Source organism: Streptomyces sp. R-74717 (assembly GCF_047305335.1).
Taxonomy (GTDB): domain Bacteria; phylum Actinomycetota; class Actinomycetes; order Streptomycetales; family Streptomycetaceae; genus Streptomyces; species Streptomyces atratus.
This window is the reverse complement of the sequence record NZ_CP102361.1, coordinates 2,321,397-2,347,546: the sequence shown is the minus strand read 5'-3', so window position 1 is coordinate 2,347,546 and position 26,150 is coordinate 2,321,397. Positions and strand designations below refer to the sequence as shown.

Here is a 26,150-nt window from a genome sequence, read left to right as displayed (position 1 = left end):
CAGTGGTGCATGCGAGGGTGGTCATCACCTGGGGGAGAGCACCACGAAGGAGGTACGGGATGAGCTGGCACCGGGAGGCGCTGGTCGGCTTCGACCTGGAGACGACGGGCACGGAACCGCTGGAGGCCCGGATCGTGACAGCCGCGGTCGTCGGCGTCGGCGGCAGGGACGGGGAGCCGGTGCGGCAGCGCACCTGGCTGGCTGATCCGGGCATCCGGATTCCGGCACAGGCCTCGGCGATCCACGGCATCAGCAGCGAGCGGGCGGCGGCGGAGGGCCGGCCGGTGCGCGAGGTGGCCGACGAGATCGCCGAGACACTCACCGGCTACTGGCGTCAGGGGGTGCCGGTCGTCGCGTACAACGCGGCTTTCGACCTGACGCTGCTGACGGCGGAGTTGCGGCGGCACGGGCTGCCGTCGCTGAGCGACCGGCTCGACGGGGCCGGGATCGGGCCGGTCATCGACCCGTACACCATCGACCGGGCCGTCGACCGCTACCGCAAGGGCAAGCGCACCCTCGAAGCGGTCTGCGTCGAGTACGGCGTGGTGCACGGGGGCGCCCATGACGCGGGGGCGGATGCGCTGGCCGCGGTCCGGGTGGCGTACGCGATAGCCGAGCGGCACGGCTCGGTGGCCGAGCTGACCGCCGCCGAGCTCCATGAGCGCCAGGTGGAGTGGTACGCGCAATGGGCTGCGGACTTCCAGCAGTTCCTGCGCCGCAAGGGCACGGCGGACGCGGTGATCGACGGCCACTGGCCCCTGCGGGAGCCGGCCCGGGTGACCGGCTGAGAATTCGACCCCGTCCGGCGCGCGCATCTGCGGCGGCGGGGGAATATCAAGCCCGTCCGGCGCTTGCGGACATCCTTTGAGCCCGTCCGGCGCCTGAGGACGCAGCGGCCACCGGACGGCCCCGGTCAGCCGCGCCCTAGAACGGGTACCACCGCACCGCCGTGTCACCGTCGCGCAGCGACGCCACCCGGCGGCGGAACTCCGCGAGCGCTTTCGGGTTGGTCGGCGCGTGCTGGGACACCCACGCGCAGCTGGCCGTCTCCCGCGCCCCGCGCAGCACGGCGCAGCCGCCCCATTCGCGGACGTCCCAGCCGTACGTGGCGGTGAAGGCGTCGTACGCCTCGGCCGCCAGCCCGTACCGGTCCCGGGACAGCACCAGCACCACCAGGTCGTGCTCGCGCAGATCCGCGGAGAAGGTCTCCAGATCGACCAGCACCGGCCCGTTCGGACCGACATGGACATTGCGCGGAAGAGCGTCGCCATGGATCGGCCCGGGCGGCAGATGGGGAATCAGCGCGGCCGCGGCCGCCGCGAAGCCGTCGCGGCGCTCACGCAGATAGTCGGCGTCGGCCGGGTCGATCGCATCGCCCGCGAGCCGCAGCCAGCGCTCGACCCCGCCCAGCAGCTCACGGCGCGGAAGGGCGAAACCGTCCGGGGCGGGCAGCGCGTGGACCAGGGTGAGCAGCCGCGCCAGATCCTGCGGCTCGGCAGGGCGTACTGCGTCGGGCAGCCGGTGCCAGAGCGTCACCGGGTGGCCCTCCACCAGCCGCGCCCCGGGCTCGGCGACCTGTACGGCGGGGACACCGGAGGCGGCCAGCCACTGAGCGACGGCCACCTCGCGCTCGGCCCGGTCCCGCAGTTCCGGGTTCCGCACGGCGTCCCGGCCGACCTTGACCACCAGGTCGTCCACGGCGAACACCGCGTTCTCGCCCAGCGCGAGCAACTGCGCACCGCCGGACAGTCCGGCAGCGGTCAGCACCTCGCGCGCACGCATCTCGTTCATGGCTCCGATTTTCGCATCTGTGCAGGCCGGCTTGACGAACCGATGGCCCGTCAGCACGATGACGAGGGCCACCTGAGCGGCCAGAACGGTATGAAACCGATCGAATGACGCAAGGGGGCGAATTTATGACATTAGCGAGTGCAACCGCACGTTCCGGAAGGCACGGTCCGCCCGGAAGCCCGCACGACAAGCAGACCCGGCCGGTCACCCGGAATGCCGGCACCTGGTTCCTGGTACTGCCCGCGCTGATCCCGATCCTGATCCTCAGCGTCGGCCCGCTCCTCTACGGCATCGCGCTGGCCTTCACCGATGCCCAGTCCGGCCGCACCCGCTCCACCCAGTGGGTCGGCGGGCTGAATTTCCAGGACCTGCTCCACGACGCCCTGTTCTGGGACTCGTTCCGGATCGGTCTGCTGTGGGCGGTCGGCGTCACCGTCCCGCAGTTCGTACTGGCGCTCGGCCTCGCCCTGCTGCTCAACCAGAATCTGCGCATGCGCTGGCTGGCGCGGGCGCTGGCGATCATTCCGTGGGCGATGCCCGAGGTGGTCGTCGGCATCATGTGGCGGCTCGTGTACAACCCGGACGCGGGCATCCTCAACGAGACGATCCGCGATCTCGGCCTCGGCGACGGCCGGGACTGGCTCACCGGGCTCGCCACCGCCCTGCCCGCCGTGATCGTCGTGGGCGTCTGGGCCGGCATGCCCCAGACCACCGTCGCCCTCCTGGCCGGCCTGCAGAACACCCCGCACGAACTCCACGAGGCGGCCGCCCTGGACGGAGCAGGTGCCTGGCGCCGCTTCCGCACGGTCACCTGGCCCGTACTCAGACCGGTCGCGCTCTCCATCACCGCGCTCAACTTCATCTGGAACTTCAACTCCTTCGCCCTGGTCTACGTACTGACCAACGGAGGACCCGGCGGCCGCACCCGGCTGCCGATGCTCTTCGCGTACGAAGAGGCCTTCCGCTACGGACAGTTCGGCTACGCCGCGGCGATGGGCTGTGTGATGGTCGCGGTGATCTCCGTGATCCTCGCGGTGTATCTCGTCGGCCGGCTCAGGGGAGGCGAGGACCGGTGAGCCTGCGTACCAGCAGATCCGCACGCGCCGGACAGTACGTCGCACTGCTCGGCTATCTCGTCTTTCTGGCGTTCCCGTTCCTGTGGCTGATCTCCACCGCCTTCAAACCGGCGCGCGAACTGGGTTCCCTGCACCCGACCTGGATCCCCGAGCATCCGACGCTGGACAACTTCCGCAAGGCATTCGACGAACAGCCGCTGCTCCAGGCCGCCGCCAATTCGCTGATCGCCGCGCTCTGCGCCGCCGTCGTCGCGGTGCTCATCGCCACGCCCATGGCCTATGTCATGGCCCGCCACCGCTCCAGGCTCTCGACGGCCACCACCGGATGGGTCGTGGTCAGCCAGGCGTTCCCGTTCGTCCTGCTGATCATTCCGCTCTTCCTGGTCCTGAAGAATCTCCATCTGATCAACACCCTGTGGGGGCTGATCATGGTGTACGTCGTCTGGGCGCTGCCCTTCGCGCTGTGGATGCTGGTGGGGTACGTACGGGCCGTGCCCGCCGAGCTCGAAGAGGCCGCCTCGGTCGACGGTGCGGGCCGGCTGCGGACGCTCGTCTCGGTCACCGCCCCGCTGCTGGCCCCCGGCATCGTCGCCACCGCACTCTTCGCGTTCATCACCGCATGGAACGAGTTCTTCTTCGCACTCGTCCTGCTCAAGACACCGGAGAAGCAGACCTTGCCGGTCGTACTGACCCACTTCATCGGGGCGGAGGGCGCGGCCGACCTCGGGCCGCTCGCCGCCGCCGCGTTCCTCGCGACCCTTCCCTCGCTGGTCATCTTCGCGGTCATCCAGCGGCGGATCACCGGCTCCCTGCTGGCCGGGGCGGTGAAGAGCTGATGCGCGCATCCGTGACGACGACGGCGGCCGCCGTGGCCACGGCACTGGCCCTGCTGCTCACCGGCTGCTCGGGGACGGGCGACGGCGGGGACGGCAACGGGCGGACCGAGCTCAGCTTCCAGTCGCTGGCCTGGCAGAAGGAGTCCGTCGATGCCAACAGGCAACTGGTGAAGGAGTGGAACGAAACCCACCCCGACATCCATGTCAACTACGTCCAGGGCAGCTGGGACACCGTCCACGACCAGCTGCTCACCTCCTTCGAGGGCGACGAGGCGCCGGATGTCATCCATGACGCCTCCGACGACCTCGCCGACTTCGCGTACGGCGGCTACCTCGCCGATCTGCGGACGCTCCTGCCGGACCGGCTGACCGCCGACATCCCGCAACAGAGCTGGCGGACGACCACCTTCGGCGACGGCGTCTACGGAGTGCCGTTCCTCCAGGAGCCCCGCGTCCTGATCGCCAACACCAAGATCCTCAAGAAGTCGGGGGTCCGTATCCCGACCCCTGGCAACCCCTGGAGCTGGACCGAGTTCCGGCAGATCACCAAGGAGCTGACGGGCAAGGGGAGATACGGCGTCGCCTGGCCGCTCAAGGAGCCCGTCTCCGTCACCCTCAACCTCGGCCTCTCCGCCGGCGGTCGGCTCTTCCACCCGGGCGCCGACGGCAAGGTGACCATCCGCGCGGGTGAGGGCGACCATGTCGTCCCCGGCACCATTCACGATCAGGTCGACATCGATCACAGCGCCGCCCGCACCGCGCTCGGCATGGGCGGCTCCGACACCCTCCCCGGATTCTTCGGCGGCAAGTACGCGATGGTCCCGCTCGGCTTCTCGTACCGTCAACAGGTTGTCGAGCAGGCCCCCGAGGGCTTCGAGTGGACCGTCCTGCCCGCTCCGGCCGGCAGCGGGGGCCTCGCCCAGGGGGTGAGTCCGCAGACCCTCTCCGTCTCGGAGGCCAGCCCGCACAAGAAGGAGGCCGCGCAGTTCATCGACTTCCTGCTCCGGCCGCAGAACATGGTGCGCCTGGCCAAGGGCGACTGGATGCTCCCGACCGGCACCGCGGCCCTCGCGGATCCGGCCCTGCACACCGACAAGGACGGCTGGTCGACCGGTGTCGCCGTGGCGAAGGCGCTGCGGCCGGCGCCCGCCCAGTCGGTCCGCGGCTACCCGGAATGGAAGGACAAGGTCGCCACACCGGCCCTCCAGGAGTACTACAGCGGGGCGATCGGCGCGGAAGAGCTGAGGAAACGTCTGGTCGACGACGGGAACCGGGTGCTGGCCCGCTATCAGCGCTGAGGTGTCCCGAAAACCAAATGCACGAGACGTCTCGTCTCGCCTAGGGTGAGGGCATGACGAATACCGAGCGTGCCCATATCGCCATGTTCTCCATCGCAGCCCACGGGCACGTGAACCCGAGCCTGGAAGTAATCCGGGAGCTCGTCGCCCGTGGGCACCGCGTCAGTTACGCCATCCCGGCGTCGTTCGCCGAGAAGGTCGCCGCCACCGGCGCCGAACCGGTGCTCTACACCTCGGTGCTGCCGACCGAAGAGTCCCCGGATGCCTGGGGCGCCGAACTCATCGACAACCTCGAACCCTTCCTCGACGACGCCGTCCAGGCCCTGCCTCAGCTCATCAAAGCCTTCGACGGGGACGAGCCCGACCTCGTCCTGCACGACATCACCTCCTATCCGGCGCGGGTCCTTGCCCACCGCTGGGGTGTGCCCGCCGTCTCCCTCTCGCCCAACCTGGTCGCCTGGGACGGATACGAGGAGGAGGCCGGCGAGCCGATGACCGCCGAACTGAAGCGGTCCGAGCGCGGGCGGGCGTACTACCGGCGCTTCCAGGACTGGCTCACCGAGAACGGGATCGACCAGCACCCGGACCCGTTCGTCGGCCGGCCGCCGCGGTCGGTCGTCCTGATCCCCGAGGTGCTCCAGCCGAACGCCGACCGTGTCGACAGGGCGGTCCACACCTTCGTGGGCGCCTGTCAGGGCGACCGCGCGGACCAGGGGGAGTGGCAGCGCCCCGAGGGTGCCGAGAGGGTGCTGCTGGTCTCGCTCGGCTCGACCTTCACCAGCCAGCCCGGTTTCTACCGCGACTGCGTCACGGCCTTCGGCGGTCTGCCCGGCTGGCATGTCGTGCTCCAGATCGGCGCCTGGGTCGACGCCGCCGAACTCGGCGACGTACCGGCCAATGTGGAGGTGCATCCCTGGGTGCCGCAGCTCTCGGTGCTGAAGCAGGCGGACGCCTTCATCACTCACGCGGGCGCCGGGGGCAGTCAGGAGGGGCTCGCCACCGCCACCCCGATGGTCGCCGTGCCGCAGGCCGTCGACCAGTTCGGCAACGCCGACATGCTCCAGGCGCTCGGCGTCGCCCGCCATCTCCCGATGGCGGAGGTGACCCCCGAGTCGCTGCGGACTGCCGTGCTCGGCCTGGTGGGTGACCCCGAGGTGGCGAAGAGGGCCGCGGCCGTGCGGGAGCGGATGGCAGGGGAGGGCGGCACGAAGAGGGCGGCCGAGCTCATCGAGGCCGAACTGCCCGCCTGACGGGCAGGGGCGGAATCAAGCCGTCTCCTTGTCCACCCGGGTGCGCCGGCGGGGTCCGCCTTCCCTCTTGCGAAGTGCGCGGGTCGCCGCCGCGGGAGCGGCAAGCCCCTTACGTGAGACGGATGTTGTCGCGACCGCGCCCGACTTGGGTACGGCTGGCCGGTTTCTTATTACGAAACCTTGTTGAGTAAGTCACAGCCGCATGAAGGTCTTGATCTGAGCGCGTCAATCGGCGAGGGTTTCGAGCCAGCCCCCGGAGATTGTCCGGCCGGGGGTCAATCCCCCCACAAAGAATGACGAGGAGATCCCTCTTCATGGCAATTCACAAGCGCGCACGTCGGATGAAGCTGACCGCGGCGATAACCGCAGTGGCCGCAGCGGCCGGAGTCACCCTGCTGGGTACCTCCCTCGCGGGAGCCGCACCGGCTCCCGCGACGGGCACCGTCTACGGTGCTGACGCGGCGACCGCCGTCTCGGGCAGCTACATCGTGATGCTGGACCAGAAGGCCGACAAGGCGAAGCTCGCGAAGGAGTACGGCGGCAAGCTCAAGCGGAACTACAACTCCGCCATCAACGGCTTCTCCGCCAGCGGCCTTTCACTGACCGAGGCCAAGCGTCTGGCGGCCGACCCGGCCGTCTCCAAGGTCGTCCAGAACAAGAAGTTCCACATCGACGCCACCCAGGACAACCCGCCGTCCTGGGGGCTGGACCGGATCGACCAGACCCAGACTGCCGGCGACAACGCGTACACCTACCCGGACAGCGCGGGCGAGGGCGTCACCGCATACGTCATCGACACCGGTGTCCGTACCACGCACAACGAGTTCGAGGGCCGGGCCGCCTCGGGCTACGACGCCGTCGACAACGACGACAGCGCCGACGACGGCAACGGCCACGGCACCCACGTTGCGGGCACCATCGCCGGTGCGACCTACGGGGTCGCCAAGAAGGCGAAGATCGTCGCCGTCCGGGTCCTCGACGACTCCGGCTCGGGCACCACCGAGCAGGTCGTCGCGGGCATCGACTGGGTCACCGCCAACCACGAGGGCCCCTCGGTCGCCAACATGAGCCTCGGCGGCGGCGCGGACGAGGCGCTCGATGCCGCGGTCCAGAAGGCCATCGCCTCCGGAGTCACCTTCGCGGTGGCCGCCGGAAACGAGTCCACCGACGCGAGCGAGAGCTCCCCGGCCCGCGTCCCGGAGGCCATCACGGTCGCCTCGTCCACGGTGGACGACGAACAGTCGTCGTTCTCCAACTACGGCTCGATCGTGGACATCTACGCCCCCGGATCCGACATCACCTCGTCCTGGAACGACAGCGACGACGGCTCCAACACCATCTCCGGTACGTCCATGGCGACCCCGCACGTCGTCGGTGCCGCCGCCGTCTACCTCTCCGGACACCCGGACGCCACCCCGGCGGAGGTAGCCACGGCACTGACCGAAGGAGCTACCCCCGACGCGATTTCCAACGCGACCGAGGGCACGCCGAACAAGCTGCTGAAGGTCGTTGAGTAACCGACCCCCGCAGCCGTGACCGGGCGGCAGACGCCCGGCGCAACGCAGTCGGCGGCCGCCGCGCCCTCCCCCACGGGGCGCGGCGGTCGCACTGCGTGGACGGACCGTCCTATGGTGTGCCCATGACGATGTACGCGGCGCTGTTGCGCGGGATCAATGTGAGCGGCCACAAGAAGGTTCCGATGGCCGAACTCCGCACGCTGCTCACCGAACTCGGTCACGGGGACGTCCGGACCCACCTGCAGAGCGGCAACGCCGTCTTCAGCAGCGCGTCGGACGACGAGAACGCACTCGCCGCCGAGTTGGAACGGGCCATCGAGAAGCGGTTCGGCTTCCCCGTCCCCTGCCTCGTCCGGGACGGCGCCTACCTCACGGCAGTTGCCGCGGCCTGCCCGTTCCCGGCCGCCGAACTCGAAGGCAAGCAGCTGCACATCACCTACTACGGGCAGCCGGTCGACGCCGAACGCTTCGCCGGGATCGACCCGGCGGCCTTCCTCCCCGAGGAGTTCCGGCTCGGCGACCGCGCGCTCTACCTCTACGCCCCCGACGGACTGGGCCGTTCCAGACTCGCCGATGCCCTGTCCCGGCCGGCCCTCACCAAAGGCGTCATCACCACCTCGCGCAACTGGAACACCGTGGTCAAGCTGGTGGAGATGACCGCACCGACGGGTACCGCAAACAACGGAGCCCGCACGTGAGCGAACCGTCCCCCGGCGTGGCCGCAGCGGTGGAGGGAGAGCTCCGCCTCCTCGACCCGGTGGTACGCGCCTCCGCAGAACTCCTCTCCCAGGTGCTGCACCCCGAGTACCGCGAGATCGACTCCACGGGCCGGGTCTGGGACCGCGACACGATGATCGCCTCGCTCACCGCCGAGAACGCCCCGCATCCCGGCCCGCTCACCGCGTCCCGGATGCGCGGAGTCCAGCTGGACGACGAATTCGTCCACCTCACCTACGACACCGAGACGAAGGGGCACCTCGCCCACCGCAGTTCGCTGTGGCGGCATACCGGCGCGGGCTGGGTGCTCTACTTCCACCAGGCCACGCCGTTCAGCGACGCCGCGAACGCCGGTCCCGACGCCGACGGATGAACCAGTTCAGCGACGGGCGACGCGCTGCGCCCGCGCCGTCCACCGGCCGTCCGTACGGGAGATCCGCACCGGATGCCCGAAGCAGCCGCTGACCTGATCGGTGGTCAGTACCTCGTCGGCCGGGCCCGATGCCACACACCGGCCGCCCCGCAGCAGCATCGCATGCGTGGTCGAGGCGGGCAGCTCCTCCAGATGGTGTGTGACCAGGACCGTCGCCGGCTCCGGATGCTCCTCGCGCAACGTGTCCAGACTGTCGAGCAACTGCTCACGGGCGGCAGGATCGAGCCCCGTGGCCGGCTCGTCGAGCAGCAGCAGCCTTGGTTGCGGCATCAGGGCGCGGGCGATGAGCGTACGGCCCCGCTCACCCTGCGAGAGCGCGGGCCGGCGCGATCGGGTCCTGCCACCCATGCCGAGCATCTTCAGCAGCCGTTCCGCCCGGGCCCGCTGTTCCCGGCTCGCGGACCAGCGCGGCACCGGCTCGACCGAGTTGGTCAGACGGGTCAGCACCACCTCGTGCACCGACAACGGCGAACGCGGCGGATGGCGCGGATCGACATGCCCGAGCAGCGACCGCAGCTCTCGCAGATCGACCCGCCCGAGGGTGCGCCCCAGCACCTCGACCGAGCCCCTGGTGGGGTGATCGACCGCGCCGAGCAGCCCCAGCAGCGTGCTCTTGCCGGCTCCGTTCGCACCGAGCAGGGCCCAGTGCTCACCGCTGCGTACGGTCAGGGAGACCGAGTCGGGCAGGACATCGCCCTCCCGTACGAGCGACACACCCTCGGCCCGGATCACCGGGACGGCGGCGGGGGAACCGGAAGCACCGGCCGGGGCGGGAACAGTGGCGGTGGTACGTGTGGTCACGCGCGGGTACTCCTTCATGCGGGTGCGAGCGCCTCCAGGCAGCTCATGTCCTCGGCGGACAGCCGGATCTCCCGCGCCTCCAGGTTCTCCGCCAGATGGACGGGCGAACCGGTGCCCGGGGTCGGGCACAGCACAGGGGAGCGGTGCAGCAGCCAGGCGAGGGCGATCTGCCCACGGGTGGCACCGTGCCGATCGGCGACACCGGCGAGCGCCGCAGCTGCCTCGCCGGTCAGAGCACCGTTGGCCAGTGGGAACCAGGGCAGAAAAGCCAGATGGTGGGCCTCGCACACCTTCAGTACCGCGTCCGACGAACGGTCGAGGAGATTGAAGCGGTTCTGCACCGAGGCGATCCCGGTCAGGGAGAGAGCCTGCTCCAGCTGGTCGGCGGTGAGGGTGTCCAGACCGATGTACCGGATCTTACCCTCCTGCCTCAGCGCATCCAGGGTGCCCAGCTGGTCGGCCATGGGTACGTCCGGGTCCAGCCGGTGCAACTGGTAGAGGTCGATCCGGTCGGTCCGCAGCCGTCGCAGACTGGCCTCGCACATCGCCCGCAACTGCTCGGGACGGCCCGCGACGTGCCAGGCACTGTCGCTCGTGCGCACCACCCCGCCCTTGGTCGCGATCACCAGATGCTCGCGATACGGGTGAAGGGCCTCGGCCACCAGCTCCTCGGCCAGCCCGGGGCCGTAATTGTCGGCGGTGTCGATGAGCGTGACGCCCCGCTCGACGGCCGTCCGCAGCACGGCCACGGCGTCCTGCCGCTCCCCGCGCGGCCCCCAGTACCCGGGACCGGTCAGCTGGGCGGTGCCATAGCCGAGACGGCGTACGGGCAGCTCGCCGCCGAGCAGGAAGACATCATCGAGAGGGGGTGACGTGGAAGACATAACGGGAACACTAGTGGCAATCGGCACCACAACTTTTCGTCCTGTGCTGAGGTGTTGCCGGCCCTTCGGGGATCGGCGTTCTCACCTGTGAGGCTGCGGAACGGGGAGTCGGGATGCGGGATGCGTTACGTCATCGTCGGGGCGGGTGCCGTCGGCGGTGCCGTCGGGGGACGGCTGGCCGAGGCCGGCCACGATGTCGTGCTCGTCGCACGAGGCGCGCAGTACGAGGCGCTGCGCACCGGCGGGCTGCGCCTCGGCACACCCGACGGGCCCCGCACCCACCCGCTCCCCGTCGTCGACCGGCCCGAGGCGCTCGATCTGACCGCGGACGACGTACTCGTACTCGCCGTGAAGACGCAGGACAGCACGGCCGCCCTCGACGCCCGGAGCGTCCGGCCTGTCGCGGGCGGCTCCATGGCGGGCGAGCGGCTGCCGCTGATCTGCGCGCAGAACGGGGTGGAGAGCGAACGCCTGCCACTGCGCCGCTTCCGGCACGTGCGTCTGGCTGCCCGCCACCTTTGTCGTACCCGGCGAGATCTCCGCCGCCGGGTACGACGCTGGCCGGCGTCCTGCACCTGGGCCGCTACCGTTCCTGGGCAGTGAGCAGGAGCGGTCCCTGTCTCGACCTGGAGAAGCCCAAGCTGCTCGCCGCGGTCGAGCCGGATATGGCGTCGCCCTCGTCGACGCCGCCACCTGAGGCGGCGGGTCCGGTCGGCGTCGCCTTTCTTCAATACCGTTGTCAGTGGCCCGTCCTAGTCTGGGACGCATGAAGAACGAGCACGCTCACATGACCGAAGTCGCCGGCGAAGCGGCCCGCATCGCCCGTTCCATCACCACCGATCAGCTCGAACTGCCCACACCCTGCGGCGACTGGGACCTGCGCGGACTCATCAACCACTGGGTGCTGTACACCTCCTACGGCCTGGAGCACCGCGCCCTGCGCAAGGACCTTCCCGACGAGCTCACCACCTGCGACTTCACCGCCGACGCCGACTGGGCGCAGAAGTACGCGGCGCAACTGGACCGCGCCGTCGCCGCCTGGTCGGACCCGGCGGTCTGGGAGGGCGAGATCGACCTCGGGGGTTCGACCTCCCCGGCCTCCGAGATCGCCGCGATGCTCATCGAGGAGACGGCCCTGCACACCTGGGACGTGGCCCGCGCCGTCGGAGAGGAAGTCCGGCTCTCCGACGCGGCGGCCGCCTATGTCCTCGATGTCGTCGACGGTACCGCCGCGCTCTACCGGCAGTACGACGGCTTCGCCGACGAGGTGACGGTGTCCGCATCGGCATCGGTGTTCGAACGGGCGCTGGCCCACAGCGGCCGCGACCCGCACTGGACCGGGGCCTGAAAGTGGCCCAGCTGACCGGACGGTGAATGGCCCGGGCCGGTAAGCCAATGCCTGGCTAGGCTCGACGCATGACCACTCACCGCACTCCGGATACGGGCAGGACCGCCGTCGATTTCTACTTCGACCCGGCCTGCCCGTTCGCCTGGATCACCTCCCGCTGGATGCTGGAGGTGGAGCAGCAGCGCGACATCGAGCTCCGCTTCCACGTCATGAGCCTCTACCTGCACAACATCGGCAATGAACTCCCCGACTGGTACCGGGAACTGGTCGACAAGTCGATCGGTCCGGTGCGGGTCGCGGTCGCGGTGGCCGCCGACCACGGTGATGCTGTGCTCCGCGATCTCTACACCGCGATGGGCAGCCGCATCCACCAGCAGAAGAACGAGGACTTCGACGAAGTGATCGCCGAATCCCTCGCGGAGCTCGGTCTGCCCGCCGAGCTGGGTGCTGCCGCGCACTGTGAGACGTACGACGAGGCACTGCGGCGCAGCCACGACGACGGCAAGGATCCGGAGGCGGACGCCTACGTCGGAACGCCCACGATCCATGTCGACGGCTCGGTCTGGTTCGGGCCGGTCCTGCGGGCCGTACCGCGTGGCGAGGAGGCGGCGCGGATCTTCGACAGCTTCCGGGTACTTGCCGGGAATCCGGACCTCTTCGAACTCAAGCGGACCCGCACGGGCAGCCTGGACGTGGGCTGATGAACGCCGGCCTCTACGCGCTGAGCGACGCCGGCCGTGCGAGCGGGACGCGGGCCTCGTCGTACCGGGTCAGCAGCAGTCGCGCCAACTCCAATGACGCGCCCAGGACATCGGCCAGTACATCCGCCCCGGCCGCGCCCGCGGCGATACGGTCCGGGAGCCGGCCGGGTGCGATGACGTAAGGGGCCACCGCCACCCGCCGTACACCTTCGGCCCGCAGGGCCTGTACCGCGTCCTCGGTGCGGGGGAACCCCGCGGGAGATGTAGCGGAGGCGAACGCAGGCCGCACGGCGCACCAACCGGTGTGCCGCAGCTCCCGCGCGATTTCAGCGATCACTGCGATCGCCTCCGGGTCTGTGGAGCCCGCCGAGGCCAGGACGAGCCCGGTCGAGCTTCGGTCACCGGGACGGATCCCGGCTTCGTACAGCCGCCGTTCCAGTGCCGAATTCAGCAAAGGTGACGGGCCGAGCACCTCGGCCTGCCGGATGCGCAGCCGAGGCAGTCCGGTCCGGGCCTCGTGCAGCACCGTGGGGATGTCGGACTTGGCGTGGAAGGCCCGGGTGAGCAGCAGGGGGAGCGCGATGACATCCCCCGCACCCTGTGCCGCCAGCCGCTCCAGCACCCGCGGCACCGACGGCGCGTTGAAATCCAGGAAACCGGTCTCCACGCGCAGCCCCGGCCGCAGCGACCGTACCCGCGCGGTGAGCGCGTGCACGGTCGCCGCGTGCCGCGGGTCGCGGCTGCCGTGGGCGATGACGAGGAGGACCGGGGCGGACATGGCGTGGCTCAGCTCTTGACGAGGAGACCGCGGCTGCGCAGCACCCACCGCTCCAGCGGACTGAAGATCAGCAGGTCGATCGCGATGCCGACGAACAGAATCAGGATGATGGCGAGGAAGATGCCGGGCATGTCCGCGTTGTTGCGACCGTTCTCCAGCAACTGACCGAGCCCCAGGCCGAGATCGGGCGAGGACGCGATGATCTCGGCGGCCATCAGCGAGCGCCAGGAGAACGCCCAGCCCTGCTTGAGACCGGCCAGATAGCCGGGCAACGCGGCCGGCAGCACGATGTGCCAGGTCCCGCGCAGCCCGGTCGCGCCGAGCGTACGGCCCGCCCTCAGGAACAGCGGCGGCACCTGGTCGACGCCGGAGACCAGCCCGTTGGCGACCGAGGGGACGGCGCCCAGCAGGATCACGGCGTACATCATCTTGTCGTTCAGCCCGAGCCAGATCACGGCCGGTGCCACCCAGGCGACCGACGGCAGGGACTGCAGCCCGGACAGGATCGGGCCGATCGCGGCCCGTACGAACTTCACCCGGGCGACCAGCAGACCCAGCGGCGTACCGATGGCCACGGCCATCAGGAAGCCGAGCAGACCGCGAGAGATACTGGTCCAGACGACCTCCAGCAGCGTTCCCTGCAGCCACATGTCGGCCGCGCTGTTCCACACCGCGGCCGGTGACGGGAGCTTGTAGTCGTCCGTGACCTGCGCCTCGATGAGCAGCTGCCAGACGATGATCACCAGCGCCACCGCGAGCACGGGCGGCAGCACCTTGCGCAGCAGCACCTCGCGCACCGGGGTGCGGCGCACCTGCACGGCGTCCAGCGCGTCGAGCCCGGCCTCCAGACCGGCCAGATCGTCGGGCTTCGTGTCAGTGCTGGCCATGACGGCGGATCTCCCCACGCAGTTGTTCGGTGATCTCGACGGACAGCTCCGCGACCGCGTTGTCCTCGATACGGCGCGGCTGCTCGATGTCGACCGTCCACTCGCGGGCGATCCTGCCGGGGCGGGACGACAGCAGGACGACCCGCTCGGCGAGCCGCACCGCTTCGCGCACATTGTGTGTGACGAAGAGGACCGAGACGTTCGTCTCGCGCCAGATCCGGGTCAGCTCGTCGTGCAGCACATCCCGGGTGATGGCGTCGAGCGCGGCGAACGGCTCGTCCATCAGCAGCAGTTGACTGTCCTGGGCGAGGGCCCGGGCCATTGCCACCCGCTGCCGCATACCGCCCGAGAGTTCATGCACACGTTTCCCGTACGCCCCGCCCAGCCGTACGAGTTCCAGCAGCCGCTCCGCCTCCGTGCGGCGCTCCGACTTGGGTACGCCGCGCAGCCGCAGCGCGAGTTCGATGTTCTTCCCCGCGGTCAGCCACGGGAACAGGGCGTGCTCCTGGAACATCAGGGCCGGCCGGCCGCCGGGGGTCTCGATGGACCCCGCGGTCGGGCGGTCGAGTCCGGCCACCAGATTGAGCAGCGTCGACTTTCCGCACCCGGAGGCTCCCAGGAGGGTGACGAACTCGCCCGGCGCGACATCGAGCGTGATGTCGTCCAGGACGAGGTGCTGCCCCTCCGGTCCGCCGAAGGACTTGGAGACATGTGCGATACGGGCGGCGTGCCCGACCGCTGTACGGTCCTCGGCCTTGGTGAGGGTGGTCGCCATGGTCGTCACCTCCTGGGAATCCTGGGTTCGGGTTCGGGTGGCTTACTTGACGCCGAGACCGGCGTCGGCGACCTCGGGCTTGCCCGCGGCCTTCAGGACCTTGTTCAGCGGCTTCAGGTCGTAGATGCCGGTCAGGTCCGGCTTCTCCAGCAGACCGGCCTTCACCGCGTGCTCGGCCTCCGCGTCCAGCGTGGCGGCCAGCGGGTCATCGGTGATCTGGATCGACTTCCACGCCGGGTCGAGGACCTCGGCGGGCAGCGCCTTGCCGGTCAGCTTTTCGAGCGCGGCGTTGGCGGAGGCCTTCGCCTTGTCCGGGTTGGCGTTGATCCACGCGTTGGTCTTCACCGAACCGCACAGCACCGCCTCGACGACATCCGGGTGCTCGCTCAGGAACTTCTGCGACACGATGATGTTCGTGATCACGAACTTGTTGTCCGGCCACAGCGTCGACTCGTCGAGCAGTTCCTCGGCGCCCTCGGCGACCAGCTTGGACGCGGTGGGCTCGGGGACCCAGGCGCCGTCGATGGAACCGGACTTGTAGGCGTCCGGGGTCACCTTGTTGTCGGTGCGGACCACAAAGACGTCGCCCTTGCCGCTCTGGGCGTCGACCTTCCAGCCCTTCTCGGAGATCCAGTTGAGGAAGGCCACGTCCTGCGTGTTGCCGAGCTGCGGGGTGGCGATCTTCTTGCCCCTGAGGTCGTCCAGGGTCTTGATCTTCTTCGGGTTCACGACCAGCTTCACCCCGCCGGAGGCGGAGCCGCCGATGATCCGCAGGTTCTTGCCCTTGGACTTGGTGAAACCGTTGATGGAGGGCGACGGGCCGATGAAGCCGATGTCGATCGAGTCGGCATTGAGCGCCTCGATCTCGGAAGGGCCCGCGTTGAACTGCGAGGTCTTGAGCCGGGTGCCGCCGAGTTCCTTCTGGAAGAGACCCTCCTGGTCGCCGACCAGCGCGGTGGCGTGCGTGAGGTTGGGGAAGTATCCGATCCGCACGGTGTCCGTGGAGAGCTTCTTCGCGTCGGCGGCGACGTCCGACTTCTTGGAGTCGTCGTCCTTCGCCTCGGAGCCGTAGCCACAGGCGGTGAGCGCCACGGCGAGCAGTGGCAGGGCGGCGGCAGCGGCGAGGCTGCGGTGCAGCGTGGTACGGGGGGCAGGCACGGGAGGTCTTCCTCTCGTTGGCCCGGTGATCGTGTCCCCCCGCAAACTACGGGGACGCGGCCGGGAAGTCGACAGGTCTTCGTCTGAACTGGCTGTGCAGGCGGTGCGGTTGGTGCAAGCGGGCGCGCAGGCAGTGCGCGTACGTCATCGCGCACATCGTGCGACCCCGCCCTGGCCGCTGCCGAGGGCGCCGCTGCCGACGCGGCCGCCCTCCTTCGCGAAAGTGGAGTAGATGTCGATACTCATCAGAAGTTCCATTCGGCGTCGTCGGTGGCTGCGGCCTCGGCCACGGCGGCGAACGAGGCACCGGCCATACCGGCCGTCAGCGTAGTCCCGTCCGCCGGGTCGATCAGGAGGAAGGAGCCGGTGCGCCGGGAGTCCGCGTACGCGTCGAGCGCCAGCGGCTCCGCGGTGCGGACGACGACCCGGCCGATGTCATTGGCGACGAGCCGGCCGGGCGCCGGGTGCTGGGAGAGGTCGTCCAGCGTGAGGCGCGAGGGGATGTCCTTGACGATCGCCTTGACCGTGCGGGTGGTGTGCTTGAGCAGCACCCGCTGGCCCACAGTGAGCGCCTGGTCCGCGACATGGCAGACGGTCGCCTCGACGTCCCTCGTGACCGGCGGTGCGTCGTCGGCCGGGGCGATCAGATCACCGCGCGAGATGTCGATGTCGTCGGCCAGCCGGATCGTCACCGACTGGGGCGCCCAGGCGATGTCCACGCTCTCGCCGAGCGCGTCGATCGCGGTGACCGTCGACGTGCGGCCCGAGGGCAGGACGGTGACGGCCTCGCCGACGCGGAAGGCACCGGCCGCGATCTGGCCCGCGTAGCCCCGGTAGTCCGGGTGCTCTGCCGTCTGCGGCCGGATGACGTACTGGACGGGGAAGCGGGCATGGCAGGCGGTGAGGTCATGGCTGACCGGCACCGTCTCCAGGTGTTCCAGGACCGTCGGGCCGCCGTACCAGCCCATGTGCGAGGACGGTTCCACGACGTTGTCACCGGCCAGCGCGGAGATCGGGATCGCGGTGATCTCCGGGACGCCGAGGGATGCGGCGTACGCGGTGAACTCCTCGGCGATGGCGGCGAACACGGGCTCCGCGTAGTCGACCAGGTCCATCTTGTTGACGGCCAGCACCACATGCGGCACCCGCAGCAGCGCGGCGACCGCGGCATGGCGGCGGGTCTGCTCGACGACACCGTTGCGGGCGTCGACCAGGACGACGGCGAGCTCGGCCGTCGAGGCCCCCGTCACCATGTTCCGGGTGTACTGCACATGCCCCGGGGTGTCGGCCAGGATGAACCGGCGGCGCGGCGTCGCGAAGTAGCGGTAGGCGACATCGATGGTGATGCCCTGCTCGCGCTCGGCCCGCAGCCCGTCGGTCAGCAGCGCCAGGTCGGGCGCCTCCTGGCCCCGGCTGCGCGAGGCGTGCTCGACGGCCTCCAGCTGGTCGGTGAGGACCGACTTGGAGTCGTGCAGAAGACGTCCCACGAGGGTGGACTTGCCGTCGTCGACGGACCCCGCGGTGGCGAACCGCAGCAGGGTGGTGGTCGACAGCTGCTCTGAGTGCCGGGTGAGTGTGGTCATCCTAGAAGTACCCCTCGCGCTTACGGTCTTCCATCGCGGCCTCGGACATCTTGTCGTCGGCACGCGTCGCGCCCCGCTCGGTGAGCCGGGAGGCGGCGATCTCGGTGATCACGGCGTCCAGCGTCGTCGCATCCGAGTCGACGGCGCCGGTGCACGACATGTCGCCGACCGTGCGGTAGCGCACCTGCCGGGTCTCGACCTGCTCGCCCTCCTTGGGGCCGCCCCAGTCGCCCGCGGTCAGCCACATGCCGGAGCGGTTGAAGACCTCGCGCTCATGGGCGAAGTAGATCTCCGGAAGCTCGATGCCCTCACGGGCGATGTACTGCCAGACGTCCAGCTCGGTCCAGTTGGAGATCGGGAAGACCCGGACGTGCTCACCCGGGGCGTGACGGCCGTTGTACAGCTGCCACAGCTCGGGGCGCTGGCGGCGCGGATCCCACTGGGAGAACTCGTCGCGCAGCGAGAAGACCCGCTCCTTGGCGCGCGCCTTCTCCTCGTCACGGCGTCCGCCGCCGAACACGGCGTCGAAGCGGTGCTGCTGGATCGCCTCGGTCAGCGGCACGGTCTGCAGCGGGTTGCGGGTGCCGTCCGGGCGTTCGCGGAGCTTCCCGGCGTCGATGTACTCCTGCACGGAGGCGACATGCAGCCGCAGCCCGTGCCGGGCCACCGTCCGGTCGCGGTACTCCAGCACCTCGGGGAAGTTGTGCCCGGTGTCTACGTGCAGCAGCGTGAACGGCACCGGCGCGGGCGCGAACGCCTTGAGCGCCAGGTGCAGCATCACGATGGAGTCCTTGCCGCCGGAGAACAAGATCACCGGCCGCTCGAACTCGCCCGCCACCTCGCGGAAGATGTGTACGGCCTCGGACTCCAGGGAGTCCAGGTGGCTGAGTGCGTACGGATTGTCGGTGCCTTCCGACACAGTCGCGACGGTCGTCACGCCGCACCCCTCTCGCTCAGCAGCGCATACAGCTCCGCCGCGGACTCCTGCACGGTCTGCCGGTGCGACTCGATCCGCAGATCCGGCGACTCGGGCGCCTCGTAGGGGTCGTCGACCCCGGTGAGCCCGCTGATCTCGCCGGCCGCCTGCTTGGCGTAGAGGCCCTTCACATCGCGTACGGAGCACACCTCGACCGGAGTCGCGACATGCACCTCCAGATAAGCGGTGCCCTCGGCCTGGTGCCGCTTGCGTACCGCGTCCCGGCTGTCCGCGTACGGGGCGATGACCGGGACCAGCACCTTCACGCCGTTGGCCGCCAGCAGCTCGGCGACGAAGCCGATCCGCTGGACGTTGGTGTGGCGGTCCTCGCGGGAGAAGCCGAGACCCGCGGAGAGGAACTCCCGGATCTCGTCGCCGTCGAGCACTTCCACGCGGTGGCCCTCGCCGCGCAGCCGCCCGGCGAGTTCGTACGCGATGGTGGTCTTGCCCGCGCTCGGCAGACCGGTCAGCCAGATGGTGGCTCCCGTCTCCGTCACGCTCATCGAAGTCTCCTGATCAGTCGTCATCAGTCGTGCAGCCCGCACTCGGTCTTGCCCCGGCCGGCCCAGCGTCCGGCGCGTGCGTCCTCGCCCTCCAGCACTCGGCGGGTGCAGGGCGCGCAGCCCACGGAGGTGTATCCGTCCATCAGCAGCGGGTTGGTGAGAACGCCGTGCTCGGCCACGTACGCGTCGACGTCGTCCTGCGTCCAGCGGGCGATCGGCGAGATCTTCACCTTCTGCCGCTTCTCGTCCCAGTCGACGACCGGGGTGTTCGCCCGGGTGGGGGATTCGTCGCGGCGCAGCCCGGTCGCCCAGGCCGCGTACGAAGTCAGGCCCTCATCAAGGGGCTTGACCTTCCGCAACTTGCAGCACAGGTCCGGGTCGCGGTCGTGCAGCTTCGGTCCGTGCTCGGCGTCCTGCTCGGCCACGGACCGGCGCGGAGTCAGCGTGATGACGTTGACGTCCATCACGGCCTCTACCGCGTCGCGGGTGCCGATCGTCTCGGGGAAGTGGTAGCCGGTGTCGAGAAAGACCACGTCCACACCCGGAAGGGCGCGCGAGGCGAGGTGGGCGACGACGGCGTCCTCCATGGACGAGGTGACGCAGAACTTCCTGCCGAAGGTGTCGGCGGCCCATTGGAGGATCTCCAGCGCGGAGGCGTCCTCCAGCTCCCGGGCCGCCCGCCCGGCCAGCTCCTTCAGCTCCTCGACGGTGCGTTCTGTCATCTGGGCATGCGTCATATCCCCTCCCCTTCAACGTCGTTACGCTGCAATCCCCGGGTCAGCAGGCCCAGGAACTTCAGCTGGAACGCGCGGTTGCAGGAGGCACATTCCCAGGCGCCGTGGCCGGTCTCGTGCGGGCGCAGGTCCTCGTCACCGCAGTAGGGGCAGTAGAACGGTGCGGCGCGTTCGCTCATGACAGCGACTCCGCACTGGCACGCGCCGCCCAGGTCGCGAACCGCTCGCCGTCCTCGCGCTCCTCCCGGAAGCGGCCCAGGACCCGCTCGACATAGTCGGGCAGTTCGGCCGAAGTGACCTTCAGACCACGGACCTTCCGGCCGAACCCGGCCTCCAGGCCCAGGGCGCCACCCAGGTGCACCTGATAGCCCTCGACCTGGTTGCCGTCGGCGTCCAGGACGAGCTGGCCCTTGAGGCCGATGTCCGCGGTCTGGATGCGGGCGCAGGCGTTGGGGCAGCCGTTGATGTTGATGGTGAGAGGCTCGTCGAACTCCGGCAGTCGGCGCTCCAGTTCGTCGATCAGCGAGGCGCCGCGCGCCTTCGTCTCGACGATCGCCAGCTTGCAGAACTCGATGCCGGTGCAGGCCATCGTGCCCCGCCGGAACGGAGAGGGCCTCACCTGGAAGTCGAGCGCTTCGAGGCCGGCGACCAGGGAGTCCACCTGGTCCTGCTCCACATCGAGGATGAGCATCTTCTGCTCGACGGTGGTGCGCAGCCGGTCCGATCCGTGGGCGGCCGCCAGGTCGGCGATCTTGGCCAGGGTGGAGCCGTCCACACGGCCGACCCGGGGTGCGAATCCAAGGTAGAACCGGCCGTCCTTCTGCTGGTGGACGCCGATGTGGTCGCGCCAGCGGCTGCTGGGCTCCGCGGGCGCGGGCCCGTCGACGAGCGGACGCTTCAGGTACTCGTCCTCCAGTACCTGGCGGAACTTCGCCGGGCCCCAGTCGGCCATCAGGAACTTCAGGCGGGCGCGGGTGCGCAGCCGGCGGTACCCGTAGTCTCGGAAGATGCCGATGACCCCGGCCCAGACGTCCGGCACCTCGTCGAGAGGCACCCAGGCGCCCAGCCGCTCGGCGAGACGCGGGTTGGTGGAGAGCCCGCCACCGACCCAGACGTCGAAGCCCGGGCCGTGCTCGGGGTGGACGACGCCGACGAACGCGATGTCGTTGATCTCGTGCACCACGTCCTGCACCGGCGAGCCGGAGATCGCGGTCTTGAACTTGCGCGGCAGGTTCGAGAATTCCTTGTTGCCGATGTAGCGCTCGTGGATCTCGTCGACCGCCGGCGTCCCGTCGATGATCTCGTCGGCGGCGATCCCGGCCACCGGGGAGCCGATGATCACGCGGGGGCAGTCACCGCATGCCTCGGTGGTGGAGAGCCCGACGGCCTCCAGCTTCTCCCAGATCGCCGGGACGTCCTCGATGCGGATCCAGTGCAGCTGAATGTTCTGCCGGTCGGTGATGTCCGCGGTGCCGCGCGCGTACTCCTGCGAGATCTCGCCGATGACCCGCAGCTGCTCGGTGGTCAGCCGGCCGCCGTCGATCCGGACCCGCAGCATGAAGTACGTGTCGTCCAGCTCCTCCGGCTCCAGGATCGCGGTCTTGCCGCCGTCGATCCCGGGCTTGCGCTGGGTGTAGAGGCCCCACCAGCGCATGCGTCCACGGAGGTCGTTGGGGTCGATCGAGTCGAAACCGCGCTTGGAGTAGATCGTCTCAATGCGTGTCCGTACATTGAGACCGTCGTCGTCCTTCTTGAACTGCTCATTGCCGTTGAGCGGAGTGTGATGTCCCACGGCCCACTGGCCTTCGCCACGGTGGCGTCCGGTCTTGCGGCGGGGCGTGGTGGTCGCAGGCTGTTCCGGGGTAGCGGCCATGACGGTACGTCCTTCGGGACTGCAGGAGGGCGGCTCTGAACTGCACACTCGCGCTGAGGCGCGGCGGTGCGCAGGATTTGCAGAGAAAAGAGAAAAGGGGATCGCGGCGGTGCTGGGACTCTCAGCTCGCCGGACAGATGGCGCTGGACACGCGGCCGAGGTCGACGTGGCGTCGACTCACCAAGGCGATTCCAGTTCCAGACATGACGGAAGCCTGTCACGCGAATCTCGGACCAGTCCACCACTATCCATGATGTGGACGGCACTGTCCCGTGATGCGAGACGATGTGGTGCCCATCACCCGATCCGCCGGGCCGGGCCGTCCGTAATGGCCGCAATCTCCCTACCTGCCGCCGGGAGTTGCCGTCCGCGCGCTACCGCGCCGCCCCCGGCCACGGCCCCGGCGTCGCCGCCTCGGGTTCCAGCACCACCTTCGTGTCGAACAGCTTGAAGCCGCGCCGCAGATAGTTGTCCATGGCGTGCGGGCCGTCCTTGGAGCAGGTGTGCAGCCACACACGCTTCGTCGGTGTCCGCTCCGGCCGGCGTTCCGCCAGGTCCCAGGCGCGGGCGACGCCGTGCGAGAGCAGATGGCCGCCTATCCGGCGTCCCCGGAAAGCCGGTATCAGCCCGAAGTACATGATCTCCACCTCGCCGTCGTCCTGCGGGTCCAGCTCGATGTATCCGGCCGGGGTGCCGTTCTCGTACGCCACCCAGGTCTCCGCCCCGGGCCGGTCCAGGGCCTCCTGCCACTGCGCGTACGTCATCGTGAGCCGGTCCGTCCACTGGATGTCGCCGCCGACTGCCGTGTACAGGAACCGGCTGAACTCGGGCAGCGGGACCTGGGACCGCACGATCCGCACGTCGCCCTCCGGGACCGCGGCGGGGCGCAGATCGTCGGGGGAGGTCTGTTCCAGGGACCAGATGGTGACCTCGGCGGTGGTCGCAGTGGTGTGCGCGGGGTTGCTCATGGCTGCCAGGGAACCATGCCGTGCGGCCAGGGCCCAAGCCGGTCCCGCGGCTCGGACAGCGGGACCGCCGGCAAGCGGCGGGGGAGAGGTCCTAGGAGCCCTTACGTGCCCTGACCACCACCGGAGCCGTCGAGCGCGGCAGCAGATCGGCCGGATGATCCGGTTGGATCACCTCGACCTCGACCCCCTCGCCGAAGCGGTACGGGCGGTGTGCGAGCACCTCCGCGAGATGGCGGCGTATCCGCGAGATCTCCGCCCGCACCGTCACCGTCCGGGTCGCGTCGCCGAAGATGTCCTTCGCCAGCTCGGATGCCGTACGCCCCTCGCGGTGCAGCGCCAAGGCGTACAGCAGCTCCGCATGGCGGGGCGAGAGCCGCTGCGTCCAGGTGCCCACCGCACTCACCACATTGACTGCGAGCCCGCGCGGCCGGCTCAGGTCCAGCACCACCCGTCGCGGCGGCCCGTCCGAAGGCCCGTCCGTGACCTGCACCAGCCAGCCGCCGGGCAGCGGCTCGACCTGGCACATACCGAGCGACGGCAGCCACACCCGGCCCGGCTGCAACGACTTCGGCAGCGGCAGCCGGTCGACCGGCGGCATCCCGGTCACCGCGGCGAGCCAGCCGTGGGCGTCCACCGCCAGGGCCCGCCCGCCAAGTCGGCACAGCAGCGGCGCCGCCACCGAACGCAGCCGGTCGATCGCCTGGAGATGGCGGTTCCTGATCTCGCTCTCGGCCAGCCTCGCGACCGCACCGACCAGGGCGAGCGAGGTCGGATGGAACGTGGACGCCGGACCGCTGATGTCGACGATGCCGATCAGCCGGCTGTCCCGCGGATCACGCACCGGGGCCGCCGCACAGGTCCAGTTGTGCAGACTGCGCACGAAATGCTCCGACGAATGAACCTGGACCGGTGTGCGTGAGACAAGCGCCGTACCGATCGCGTTCGTCCCGGTGCTCGCCTCCGCCCAGGCCGCGCCCTCCGCCAGACAGATGCCGTCAGCCCGGCGCAGCACCCCCGTATTGCCCTGGCGCCACAGCACCCGGCCCTCCACATCGGTGACCACCACGATCTGCTGGGCGGCATCCGCCAGGGAGACCAGGCCCTCGCTCAGCAGCGGCATCACCTCGCCCAGCGTCGAACTCCGTCGCCGGTGCTCGATCTCGTCCAACTCCAGCAGCACACTCTCGGTGGACTGATCCGGATCGATACCGCTTCGCAGCACCCGGTCCCACGAGGCGCCGATCTCCGCGCGCGGGGCAACCGGTGAACGCTCGCCCACGACCTTCGCCTCCCTGGCGCGGTGGATCGTGCGTAGGGCCTGGACGGACCGCGGCACAGCCGATCGCGTCACCTCGGCAGCGCTTGTGTCCACTCTCATTCCCCCCAGATGCCGGCGCCGGACAAACGGCCCCGGGCCCATCCTGCCCGCTGCGAGGGTCCCGGCAGTGCGCACTCCGCACAATGGTTGCAACCCTTTGCAACTCTGGCGAGAGAGTGCAGGTCCGTACGAGAGTGACGGAACACCGCACGGTGGTGCCTGTGCCCCGCTGCTCGGTGTGCACAGCATGGAGGGTGGTGCCGTGTCGGCGCAGCACCACCCTCCGTTGCCGTACCCCTCCGGCTAACGCTCGACGGGCCGCGCCCGTTCCACGACCGATGCCAGATCGAGGCTGTGCGGCAGCGTCCCGAATGCCGTGCCCCAGTCCCCGCCCAGCCGTGACGCACAGAACGCGTCGGCGACTTCCGGCGGCGCCCAGCGCACCAGCAGCGAACCCTGCAGCACCAGAGCCATCCGCTCGACCAGCCTGCGAGCCCGCGCCTCGATCCCGTTCAGATCGGCGAGCTCCGTCAGCATGTCCTTGATCGCCCCGTCCAGCCGGTGATCGGCGCCGCGCGCCCTGCCGACCTCCTGGAGGAACGCGTTCAGGGCCAGCGGCTCGCGCTGCAGCGCCCGCAGCACATCCAGCGCCTGCACATTCCCGGAGCCCTCCCAGATCGAGTTGAGCGGCGCCTCGCGCAGCAGCCGCGGCATCCCGGACTCCTCGACGTAACCATTGCCGCCGAGACACTCCAGCGCCTCACCCACCATCGGCGTGCAGCGCTTCGTCACCCAGTACTTCGCCGTCGGCACCGCGATCCGCAGGAAGGCCCGCTCGCTCTCCGTGTCGGAGTCGTACGCCGCCGCCAGCCGAAGCGCCAGCACCGTCGCGGCCTCCGACTCCAGCGCCAGATCGGCCAGCACATTGCGCATCAGCGGCTTCTCGATCAGCACCCCGCCGAACGCGCTGCGGTATGTGCAGTGGTGGATCGCCTGCGCCACCGCCTGCCGCATCAGCGCCGCAGAACCGACCACACAGTCCAGCCGGGTCGCCGCCACCATCTCGATGATGGTGCGCACCCCGCGCCCCTCGTCGCCGACCCGGCGCGCCCACGTCCCGTCGAACTCGACCTCGCTCGACGCATTGGACCGGTTGCCCAGTTTGTCCTTCAGCCGCTGGATCGCGAACGTGTTCCGCGTGCCGTCGGGCAGCACCCGGGGCAGCAGAAAACACGTCAGGCCGGCGGGCGCCTGCGCCAGCACCAGGAAGCCGTCGGACATCGGCGCCGAACAGAACCACTTGTGCCCGGTGAGCAGATACTCGCCCTCCGCTGCCAGCGGCTCCGCCCGCGTCGTATTGGACCGTACGTCCGTGCCGCCCTGCTTCTCCGTCATGCCCATCCCGAAGAGCACACCGGCCTTCTGCGCCGCGGGCCGCAGCCCTTGCTCGTACACCTTCGAGGTCAGCAGCGGCTCCCAGTCGGCGGCCAGCGCCGGATCGGTCCGCAGCGCGGGCACCGCGGCGTGCGTCATCGACAGCGGGCAGCCGTGCCCCGCCTCGGCCTGCGTCCACACCAGGAAGCCGGCCGCCCGCCGCACATGACCGCCCGGCCTGCCCCAGGCGTCGGTCAGACCCGCGGCGACCGCATGACCCAGCAGCCGGTGCCAGGCCGGATGGAACTCCACCTCGTCGACGCGATTCCCGTACCGGTCGTGGGAACGCAGCACCGGCGGATTCTCGTTCGCCTGCACCCCCCACGCCTGCGCCTGCGCGGAGCCCGCGGATCTGCCCAGCTCGCCGAGCTCGCCCCGGGCCTCGGCGAGGAGCTCGGGCGGCAAGTGACGTTGCACCGCCTCCGTGAGCGCGCGGTCGGCGGCGAAGACGTCGTAGCCGACCAGCGGCGGTACCTGGTTGGACACTGTGTGGGTGGTGGCTGCCATGCCG

At 69.9% G+C, this 26,150-nt stretch carries 27 protein-coding genes and 1 pseudogene; 11 read left to right on the top strand and 17 right to left on the bottom strand.

Going from position 1 to position 26,150, the window contains the following annotated elements:
* Window positions 1-59: 59 nt before the first annotated feature.
* Window positions 60-788 carry a 3'-5' exonuclease gene (locus NRF20_RS10610; RefSeq protein WP_266356769.1) on the top strand — a complete coding sequence of 243 codons (729 nt, stop codon included), beginning with the start codon at window positions 60-62 and terminating at the stop codon, window positions 786-788.
* A 136-nt stretch (window positions 789-924) separates the two neighbouring features.
* Here the strand turns inward: NRF20_RS10610 and NRF20_RS10605 are convergent, their stop codons facing one another.
* Window positions 925-1,791, bottom strand: coding sequence for a phosphotransferase enzyme family protein (locus NRF20_RS10605; RefSeq protein WP_398629891.1), 867 nt, complete (start codon window positions 1,789-1,791; stop codon window positions 925-927).
* A 125-nt stretch (window positions 1,792-1,916) separates the two neighbouring features.
* On the opposite strand from NRF20_RS10605, the gene NRF20_RS10600 reads away from it, so the two are divergent.
* From NRF20_RS10600 to NRF20_RS10570, 7 genes are all read left to right on the top strand, one after another.
* Window positions 1,917-2,867 (top strand): carbohydrate ABC transporter permease, encoded by a 951-nt coding sequence (locus tag NRF20_RS10600; RefSeq protein WP_398629892.1) that lies wholly within the window; start codon window positions 1,917-1,919, stop codon window positions 2,865-2,867.
* Window positions 2,864-3,703: a carbohydrate ABC transporter permease gene (locus NRF20_RS10595; protein WP_398629893.1), complete on the top strand. Its 840-nt coding sequence runs from the start codon at window positions 2,864-2,866 to the stop codon at window positions 3,701-3,703. The genes NRF20_RS10600 and NRF20_RS10595 overlap by 4 nt, the downstream gene beginning before the upstream one ends.
* Entirely contained in the window at window positions 3,703-5,001 is a 1,299-nt protein-coding gene (locus NRF20_RS10590) for an ABC transporter substrate-binding protein (RefSeq protein WP_413752467.1), read from the top strand. The genes NRF20_RS10595 and NRF20_RS10590 overlap by 1 nt, the downstream gene beginning before the upstream one ends.
* Window positions 5,002-5,054: 53 nt before the next feature.
* Window positions 5,055-6,251 (top strand): macrolide-inactivating glycosyltransferase, encoded by a 1,197-nt coding sequence (gene mgt, locus NRF20_RS10585; protein ID WP_398629895.1) that lies wholly within the window; start codon window positions 5,055-5,057, stop codon window positions 6,249-6,251.
* 314 nt (window positions 6,252-6,565) lie between these two features.
* Window positions 6,566-7,768, top strand: coding sequence for a S8 family serine peptidase (locus NRF20_RS10580; protein ID WP_413752466.1), 1,203 nt, complete (start codon window positions 6,566-6,568; stop codon window positions 7,766-7,768).
* A 122-nt stretch (window positions 7,769-7,890) separates the two neighbouring features.
* On the top strand, window positions 7,891-8,466 hold the full coding sequence (locus NRF20_RS10575) for a DUF1697 domain-containing protein (protein ID WP_398629897.1): 576 nt from the start codon (window positions 7,891-7,893) through the stop codon (window positions 8,464-8,466).
* A complete protein-coding gene (locus NRF20_RS10570) occupies window positions 8,463-8,858 on the top strand; it encodes a DUF4440 domain-containing protein (RefSeq protein ID WP_398629898.1) in 396 nt (131 codons plus the stop codon). Before NRF20_RS10575 ends, NRF20_RS10570 begins: the two co-directional genes overlap by 4 nt.
* 6 nt (window positions 8,859-8,864) lie before the next feature.
* Here NRF20_RS10570 and NRF20_RS10565 read toward each other — a convergent pair whose 3' ends face one another.
* Window positions 8,865-9,650 (bottom strand): ABC transporter ATP-binding protein, encoded by a 786-nt coding sequence (locus NRF20_RS10565; protein WP_398629985.1) that lies wholly within the window; start codon window positions 9,648-9,650, stop codon window positions 8,865-8,867.
* Window positions 9,651-9,733: 83 nt separating this feature from the next.
* Entirely contained in the window at window positions 9,734-10,603 is an 870-nt protein-coding gene (locus NRF20_RS10560; RefSeq protein ID WP_398629899.1) for an aldo/keto reductase, read from the bottom strand.
* Window positions 10,604-10,723: 120 nt separating this feature from the next.
* Here NRF20_RS10560 and NRF20_RS10555 point away from each other — a divergent pair.
* The 3 genes and pseudogenes from NRF20_RS10555 to NRF20_RS10545 all read left to right on the top strand — a co-directional run.
* A pseudogene (locus NRF20_RS10555) lies at window positions 10,724-11,271 on the top strand (ketopantoate reductase family protein); the annotation flags it as partial.
* Window positions 11,272-11,369: 98 nt separating this feature from the next.
* On the top strand, window positions 11,370-11,951 hold the full coding sequence (locus NRF20_RS10550) for a TIGR03086 family metal-binding protein (protein WP_398629900.1): 582 nt from the start codon (window positions 11,370-11,372) through the stop codon (window positions 11,949-11,951).
* Between the two features lie 68 nt (window positions 11,952-12,019).
* The gene (locus NRF20_RS10545; protein ID WP_413752465.1) at window positions 12,020-12,652 is read left to right on the top strand and encodes a DsbA family protein; all 633 of its coding nucleotides are present in this window, start codon (window positions 12,020-12,022) and stop codon (window positions 12,650-12,652) included.
* A 13-nt stretch (window positions 12,653-12,665) separates the two neighbouring features.
* Here NRF20_RS10545 and NRF20_RS10540 read toward each other — a convergent pair whose 3' ends face one another.
* The 14 genes from NRF20_RS10540 to NRF20_RS10475 all read right to left on the bottom strand — a co-directional run bounded on the left by NRF20_RS10540 (window position 12,666) and on the right by NRF20_RS10475 (window position 26,146).
* Window positions 12,666-13,430, bottom strand: coding sequence for a sirohydrochlorin chelatase (locus tag NRF20_RS10540; protein ID WP_413752464.1), 765 nt, complete (start codon window positions 13,428-13,430; stop codon window positions 12,666-12,668).
* Window positions 13,431-13,438: 8 nt separating this feature from the next.
* Window positions 13,439-14,317: an ABC transporter permease gene (locus NRF20_RS10535; RefSeq protein WP_413752463.1), complete on the bottom strand. Its 879-nt coding sequence runs from the start codon at window positions 14,315-14,317 to the stop codon at window positions 13,439-13,441.
* Complete coding sequence (locus tag NRF20_RS10530) at window positions 14,304-15,092, bottom strand: ABC transporter ATP-binding protein (RefSeq protein ID WP_398629904.1); 789 nt, start codon at window positions 15,090-15,092, stop codon at window positions 14,304-14,306. The genes NRF20_RS10535 and NRF20_RS10530 overlap by 14 nt, the downstream gene beginning before the upstream one ends.
* 42 nt (window positions 15,093-15,134) lie before the next feature.
* Window positions 15,135-16,250, bottom strand: coding sequence for an aliphatic sulfonate ABC transporter substrate-binding protein (locus NRF20_RS10525; protein WP_413752462.1), 1,116 nt, complete (start codon window positions 16,248-16,250; stop codon window positions 15,135-15,137).
* A gap of 245 nt (window positions 16,251-16,495) precedes the next feature.
* Complete coding sequence (locus NRF20_RS10520; protein ID WP_398629906.1) at window positions 16,496-17,833, bottom strand: sulfate adenylyltransferase subunit 1; 1,338 nt, start codon at window positions 17,831-17,833, stop codon at window positions 16,496-16,498.
* 1 nt (window position 17,834) lies between these two features.
* Window positions 17,835-18,770 (bottom strand): sulfate adenylyltransferase subunit CysD, encoded by a 936-nt coding sequence (cysD, locus tag NRF20_RS10515; RefSeq protein WP_327272172.1) that lies wholly within the window; start codon window positions 18,768-18,770, stop codon window positions 17,835-17,837.
* Window positions 18,767-19,312, bottom strand: coding sequence for an adenylyl-sulfate kinase (gene cysC / locus NRF20_RS10510; RefSeq protein WP_229845811.1), 546 nt, complete (start codon window positions 19,310-19,312; stop codon window positions 18,767-18,769). Before cysC ends, cysD begins: the two co-directional genes overlap by 4 nt.
* Window positions 19,313-19,335: 23 nt before the next feature.
* Window positions 19,336-20,034, bottom strand: coding sequence for a phosphoadenylyl-sulfate reductase (locus tag NRF20_RS10505; RefSeq protein WP_413752460.1), 699 nt, complete (start codon window positions 20,032-20,034; stop codon window positions 19,336-19,338).
* A gap of 11 nt (window positions 20,035-20,045) precedes the next feature.
* The gene (locus tag NRF20_RS10500; RefSeq protein ID WP_398629908.1) at window positions 20,046-20,225 is read right to left on the bottom strand and encodes a hypothetical protein; all 180 of its coding nucleotides are present in this window, start codon (window positions 20,223-20,225) and stop codon (window positions 20,046-20,048) included.
* Window positions 20,222-21,919, bottom strand: a complete 1,698-nt coding sequence (locus tag NRF20_RS10495; protein WP_398629909.1) for a nitrite/sulfite reductase — start codon at window positions 21,917-21,919, stop codon at window positions 20,222-20,224. The genes NRF20_RS10500 and NRF20_RS10495 overlap by 4 nt, the downstream gene beginning before the upstream one ends.
* A 121-nt stretch (window positions 21,920-22,040) precedes the next feature.
* Window positions 22,041-22,124 carry a putative leader peptide gene (locus tag NRF20_RS10490; RefSeq protein WP_311203059.1) on the bottom strand — a complete coding sequence of 28 codons (84 nt, stop codon included), beginning with the start codon at window positions 22,122-22,124 and terminating at the stop codon, window positions 22,041-22,043.
* Between the two features lie 169 nt (window positions 22,125-22,293).
* Complete coding sequence (locus tag NRF20_RS10485; RefSeq protein WP_398629910.1) at window positions 22,294-22,887, bottom strand: GNAT family N-acetyltransferase; 594 nt, start codon at window positions 22,885-22,887, stop codon at window positions 22,294-22,296.
* A 91-nt stretch (window positions 22,888-22,978) separates the two neighbouring features.
* Window positions 22,979-24,265, bottom strand: a complete 1,287-nt coding sequence (locus tag NRF20_RS10480; RefSeq protein WP_398629911.1) for a GAF domain-containing protein — start codon at window positions 24,263-24,265, stop codon at window positions 22,979-22,981.
* Between the two features lie 243 nt (window positions 24,266-24,508).
* On the bottom strand, window positions 24,509-26,146 hold the full coding sequence (locus NRF20_RS10475) for an acyl-CoA dehydrogenase family protein (protein ID WP_413752459.1): 1,638 nt from the start codon (window positions 26,144-26,146) through the stop codon (window positions 24,509-24,511).
* Window positions 26,147-26,150 lie beyond the last annotated feature (4 nt).

What these genes read in the sequence shown, in the direction of transcription:
- NRF20_RS10610 (WP_266356769.1), top strand. Translation starts at nt 60, where the DNA reads ATGAGCTGGCACCGGGAGGCGCTGGTCGGCTTCGACCTGGAGACGACG.
- NRF20_RS10605 (WP_398629891.1), bottom strand. Translation starts at nt 1,791, where the DNA reads ATGAACGAGATGCGTGCGCGCGAGGTGCTGACCGCTGCCGGACTGTCC.
- NRF20_RS10600 (WP_398629892.1), top strand. Translation starts at nt 1,917, where the DNA reads ATGACATTAGCGAGTGCAACCGCACGTTCCGGAAGGCACGGTCCGCCC.
- NRF20_RS10590 (WP_413752467.1), top strand. Translation starts at nt 3,703, where the DNA reads ATGCGCGCATCCGTGACGACGACGGCGGCCGCCGTGGCCACGGCACTG.
- mgt (WP_398629895.1), top strand. Translation starts at nt 5,055, where the DNA reads ATGACGAATACCGAGCGTGCCCATATCGCCATGTTCTCCATCGCAGCC.
- NRF20_RS10580 (WP_413752466.1), top strand. Translation starts at nt 6,566, where the DNA reads ATGGCAATTCACAAGCGCGCACGTCGGATGAAGCTGACCGCGGCGATA.
- NRF20_RS10575 (WP_398629897.1), top strand. Translation starts at nt 7,891, where the DNA reads ATGACGATGTACGCGGCGCTGTTGCGCGGGATCAATGTGAGCGGCCAC.
- NRF20_RS10560 (WP_398629899.1), bottom strand. Translation starts at nt 10,603, where the DNA reads ATGTCTTCCACGTCACCCCCTCTCGATGATGTCTTCCTGCTCGGCGGC.
- NRF20_RS10550 (WP_398629900.1), top strand. Translation starts at nt 11,370, where the DNA reads ATGAAGAACGAGCACGCTCACATGACCGAAGTCGCCGGCGAAGCGGCC.
- NRF20_RS10545 (WP_413752465.1), top strand. Translation starts at nt 12,020, where the DNA reads ATGACCACTCACCGCACTCCGGATACGGGCAGGACCGCCGTCGATTTC.
- NRF20_RS10540 (WP_413752464.1), bottom strand. Translation starts at nt 13,430, where the DNA reads ATGTCCGCCCCGGTCCTCCTCGTCATCGCCCACGGCAGCCGCGACCCG.
- NRF20_RS10535 (WP_413752463.1), bottom strand. Translation starts at nt 14,317, where the DNA reads ATGGCCAGCACTGACACGAAGCCCGACGATCTGGCCGGTCTGGAGGCC.
- NRF20_RS10530 (WP_398629904.1), bottom strand. Translation starts at nt 15,092, where the DNA reads ATGGCGACCACCCTCACCAAGGCCGAGGACCGTACAGCGGTCGGGCAC.
- NRF20_RS10520 (WP_398629906.1), bottom strand. Translation starts at nt 17,833, where the DNA reads ATGACCACACTCACCCGGCACTCAGAGCAGCTGTCGACCACCACCCTG.
- cysC (WP_229845811.1), bottom strand. Translation starts at nt 19,312, where the DNA reads ATGAGCGTGACGGAGACGGGAGCCACCATCTGGCTGACCGGTCTGCCG.
- NRF20_RS10505 (WP_413752460.1), bottom strand. Translation starts at nt 20,034, where the DNA reads ATGACAGAACGCACCGTCGAGGAGCTGAAGGAGCTGGCCGGGCGGGCG.
- NRF20_RS10500 (WP_398629908.1), bottom strand. Translation starts at nt 20,225, where the DNA reads ATGAGCGAACGCGCCGCACCGTTCTACTGCCCCTACTGCGGTGACGAG.
- NRF20_RS10495 (WP_398629909.1), bottom strand. Translation starts at nt 21,919, where the DNA reads ATGGCCGCTACCCCGGAACAGCCTGCGACCACCACGCCCCGCCGCAAG.
- NRF20_RS10490 (WP_311203059.1), bottom strand. Translation starts at nt 22,124, where the DNA reads ATGTCTGGAACTGGAATCGCCTTGGTGAGTCGACGCCACGTCGACCTC.
- NRF20_RS10485 (WP_398629910.1), bottom strand. Translation starts at nt 22,887, where the DNA reads ATGAGCAACCCCGCGCACACCACTGCGACCACCGCCGAGGTCACCATC.
- NRF20_RS10480 (WP_398629911.1), bottom strand. Translation starts at nt 24,265, where the DNA reads ATGAGAGTGGACACAAGCGCTGCCGAGGTGACGCGATCGGCTGTGCCG.
- NRF20_RS10475 (WP_413752459.1), bottom strand. Translation starts at nt 26,146, where the DNA reads ATGGCAGCCACCACCCACACAGTGTCCAACCAGGTACCGCCGCTGGTC.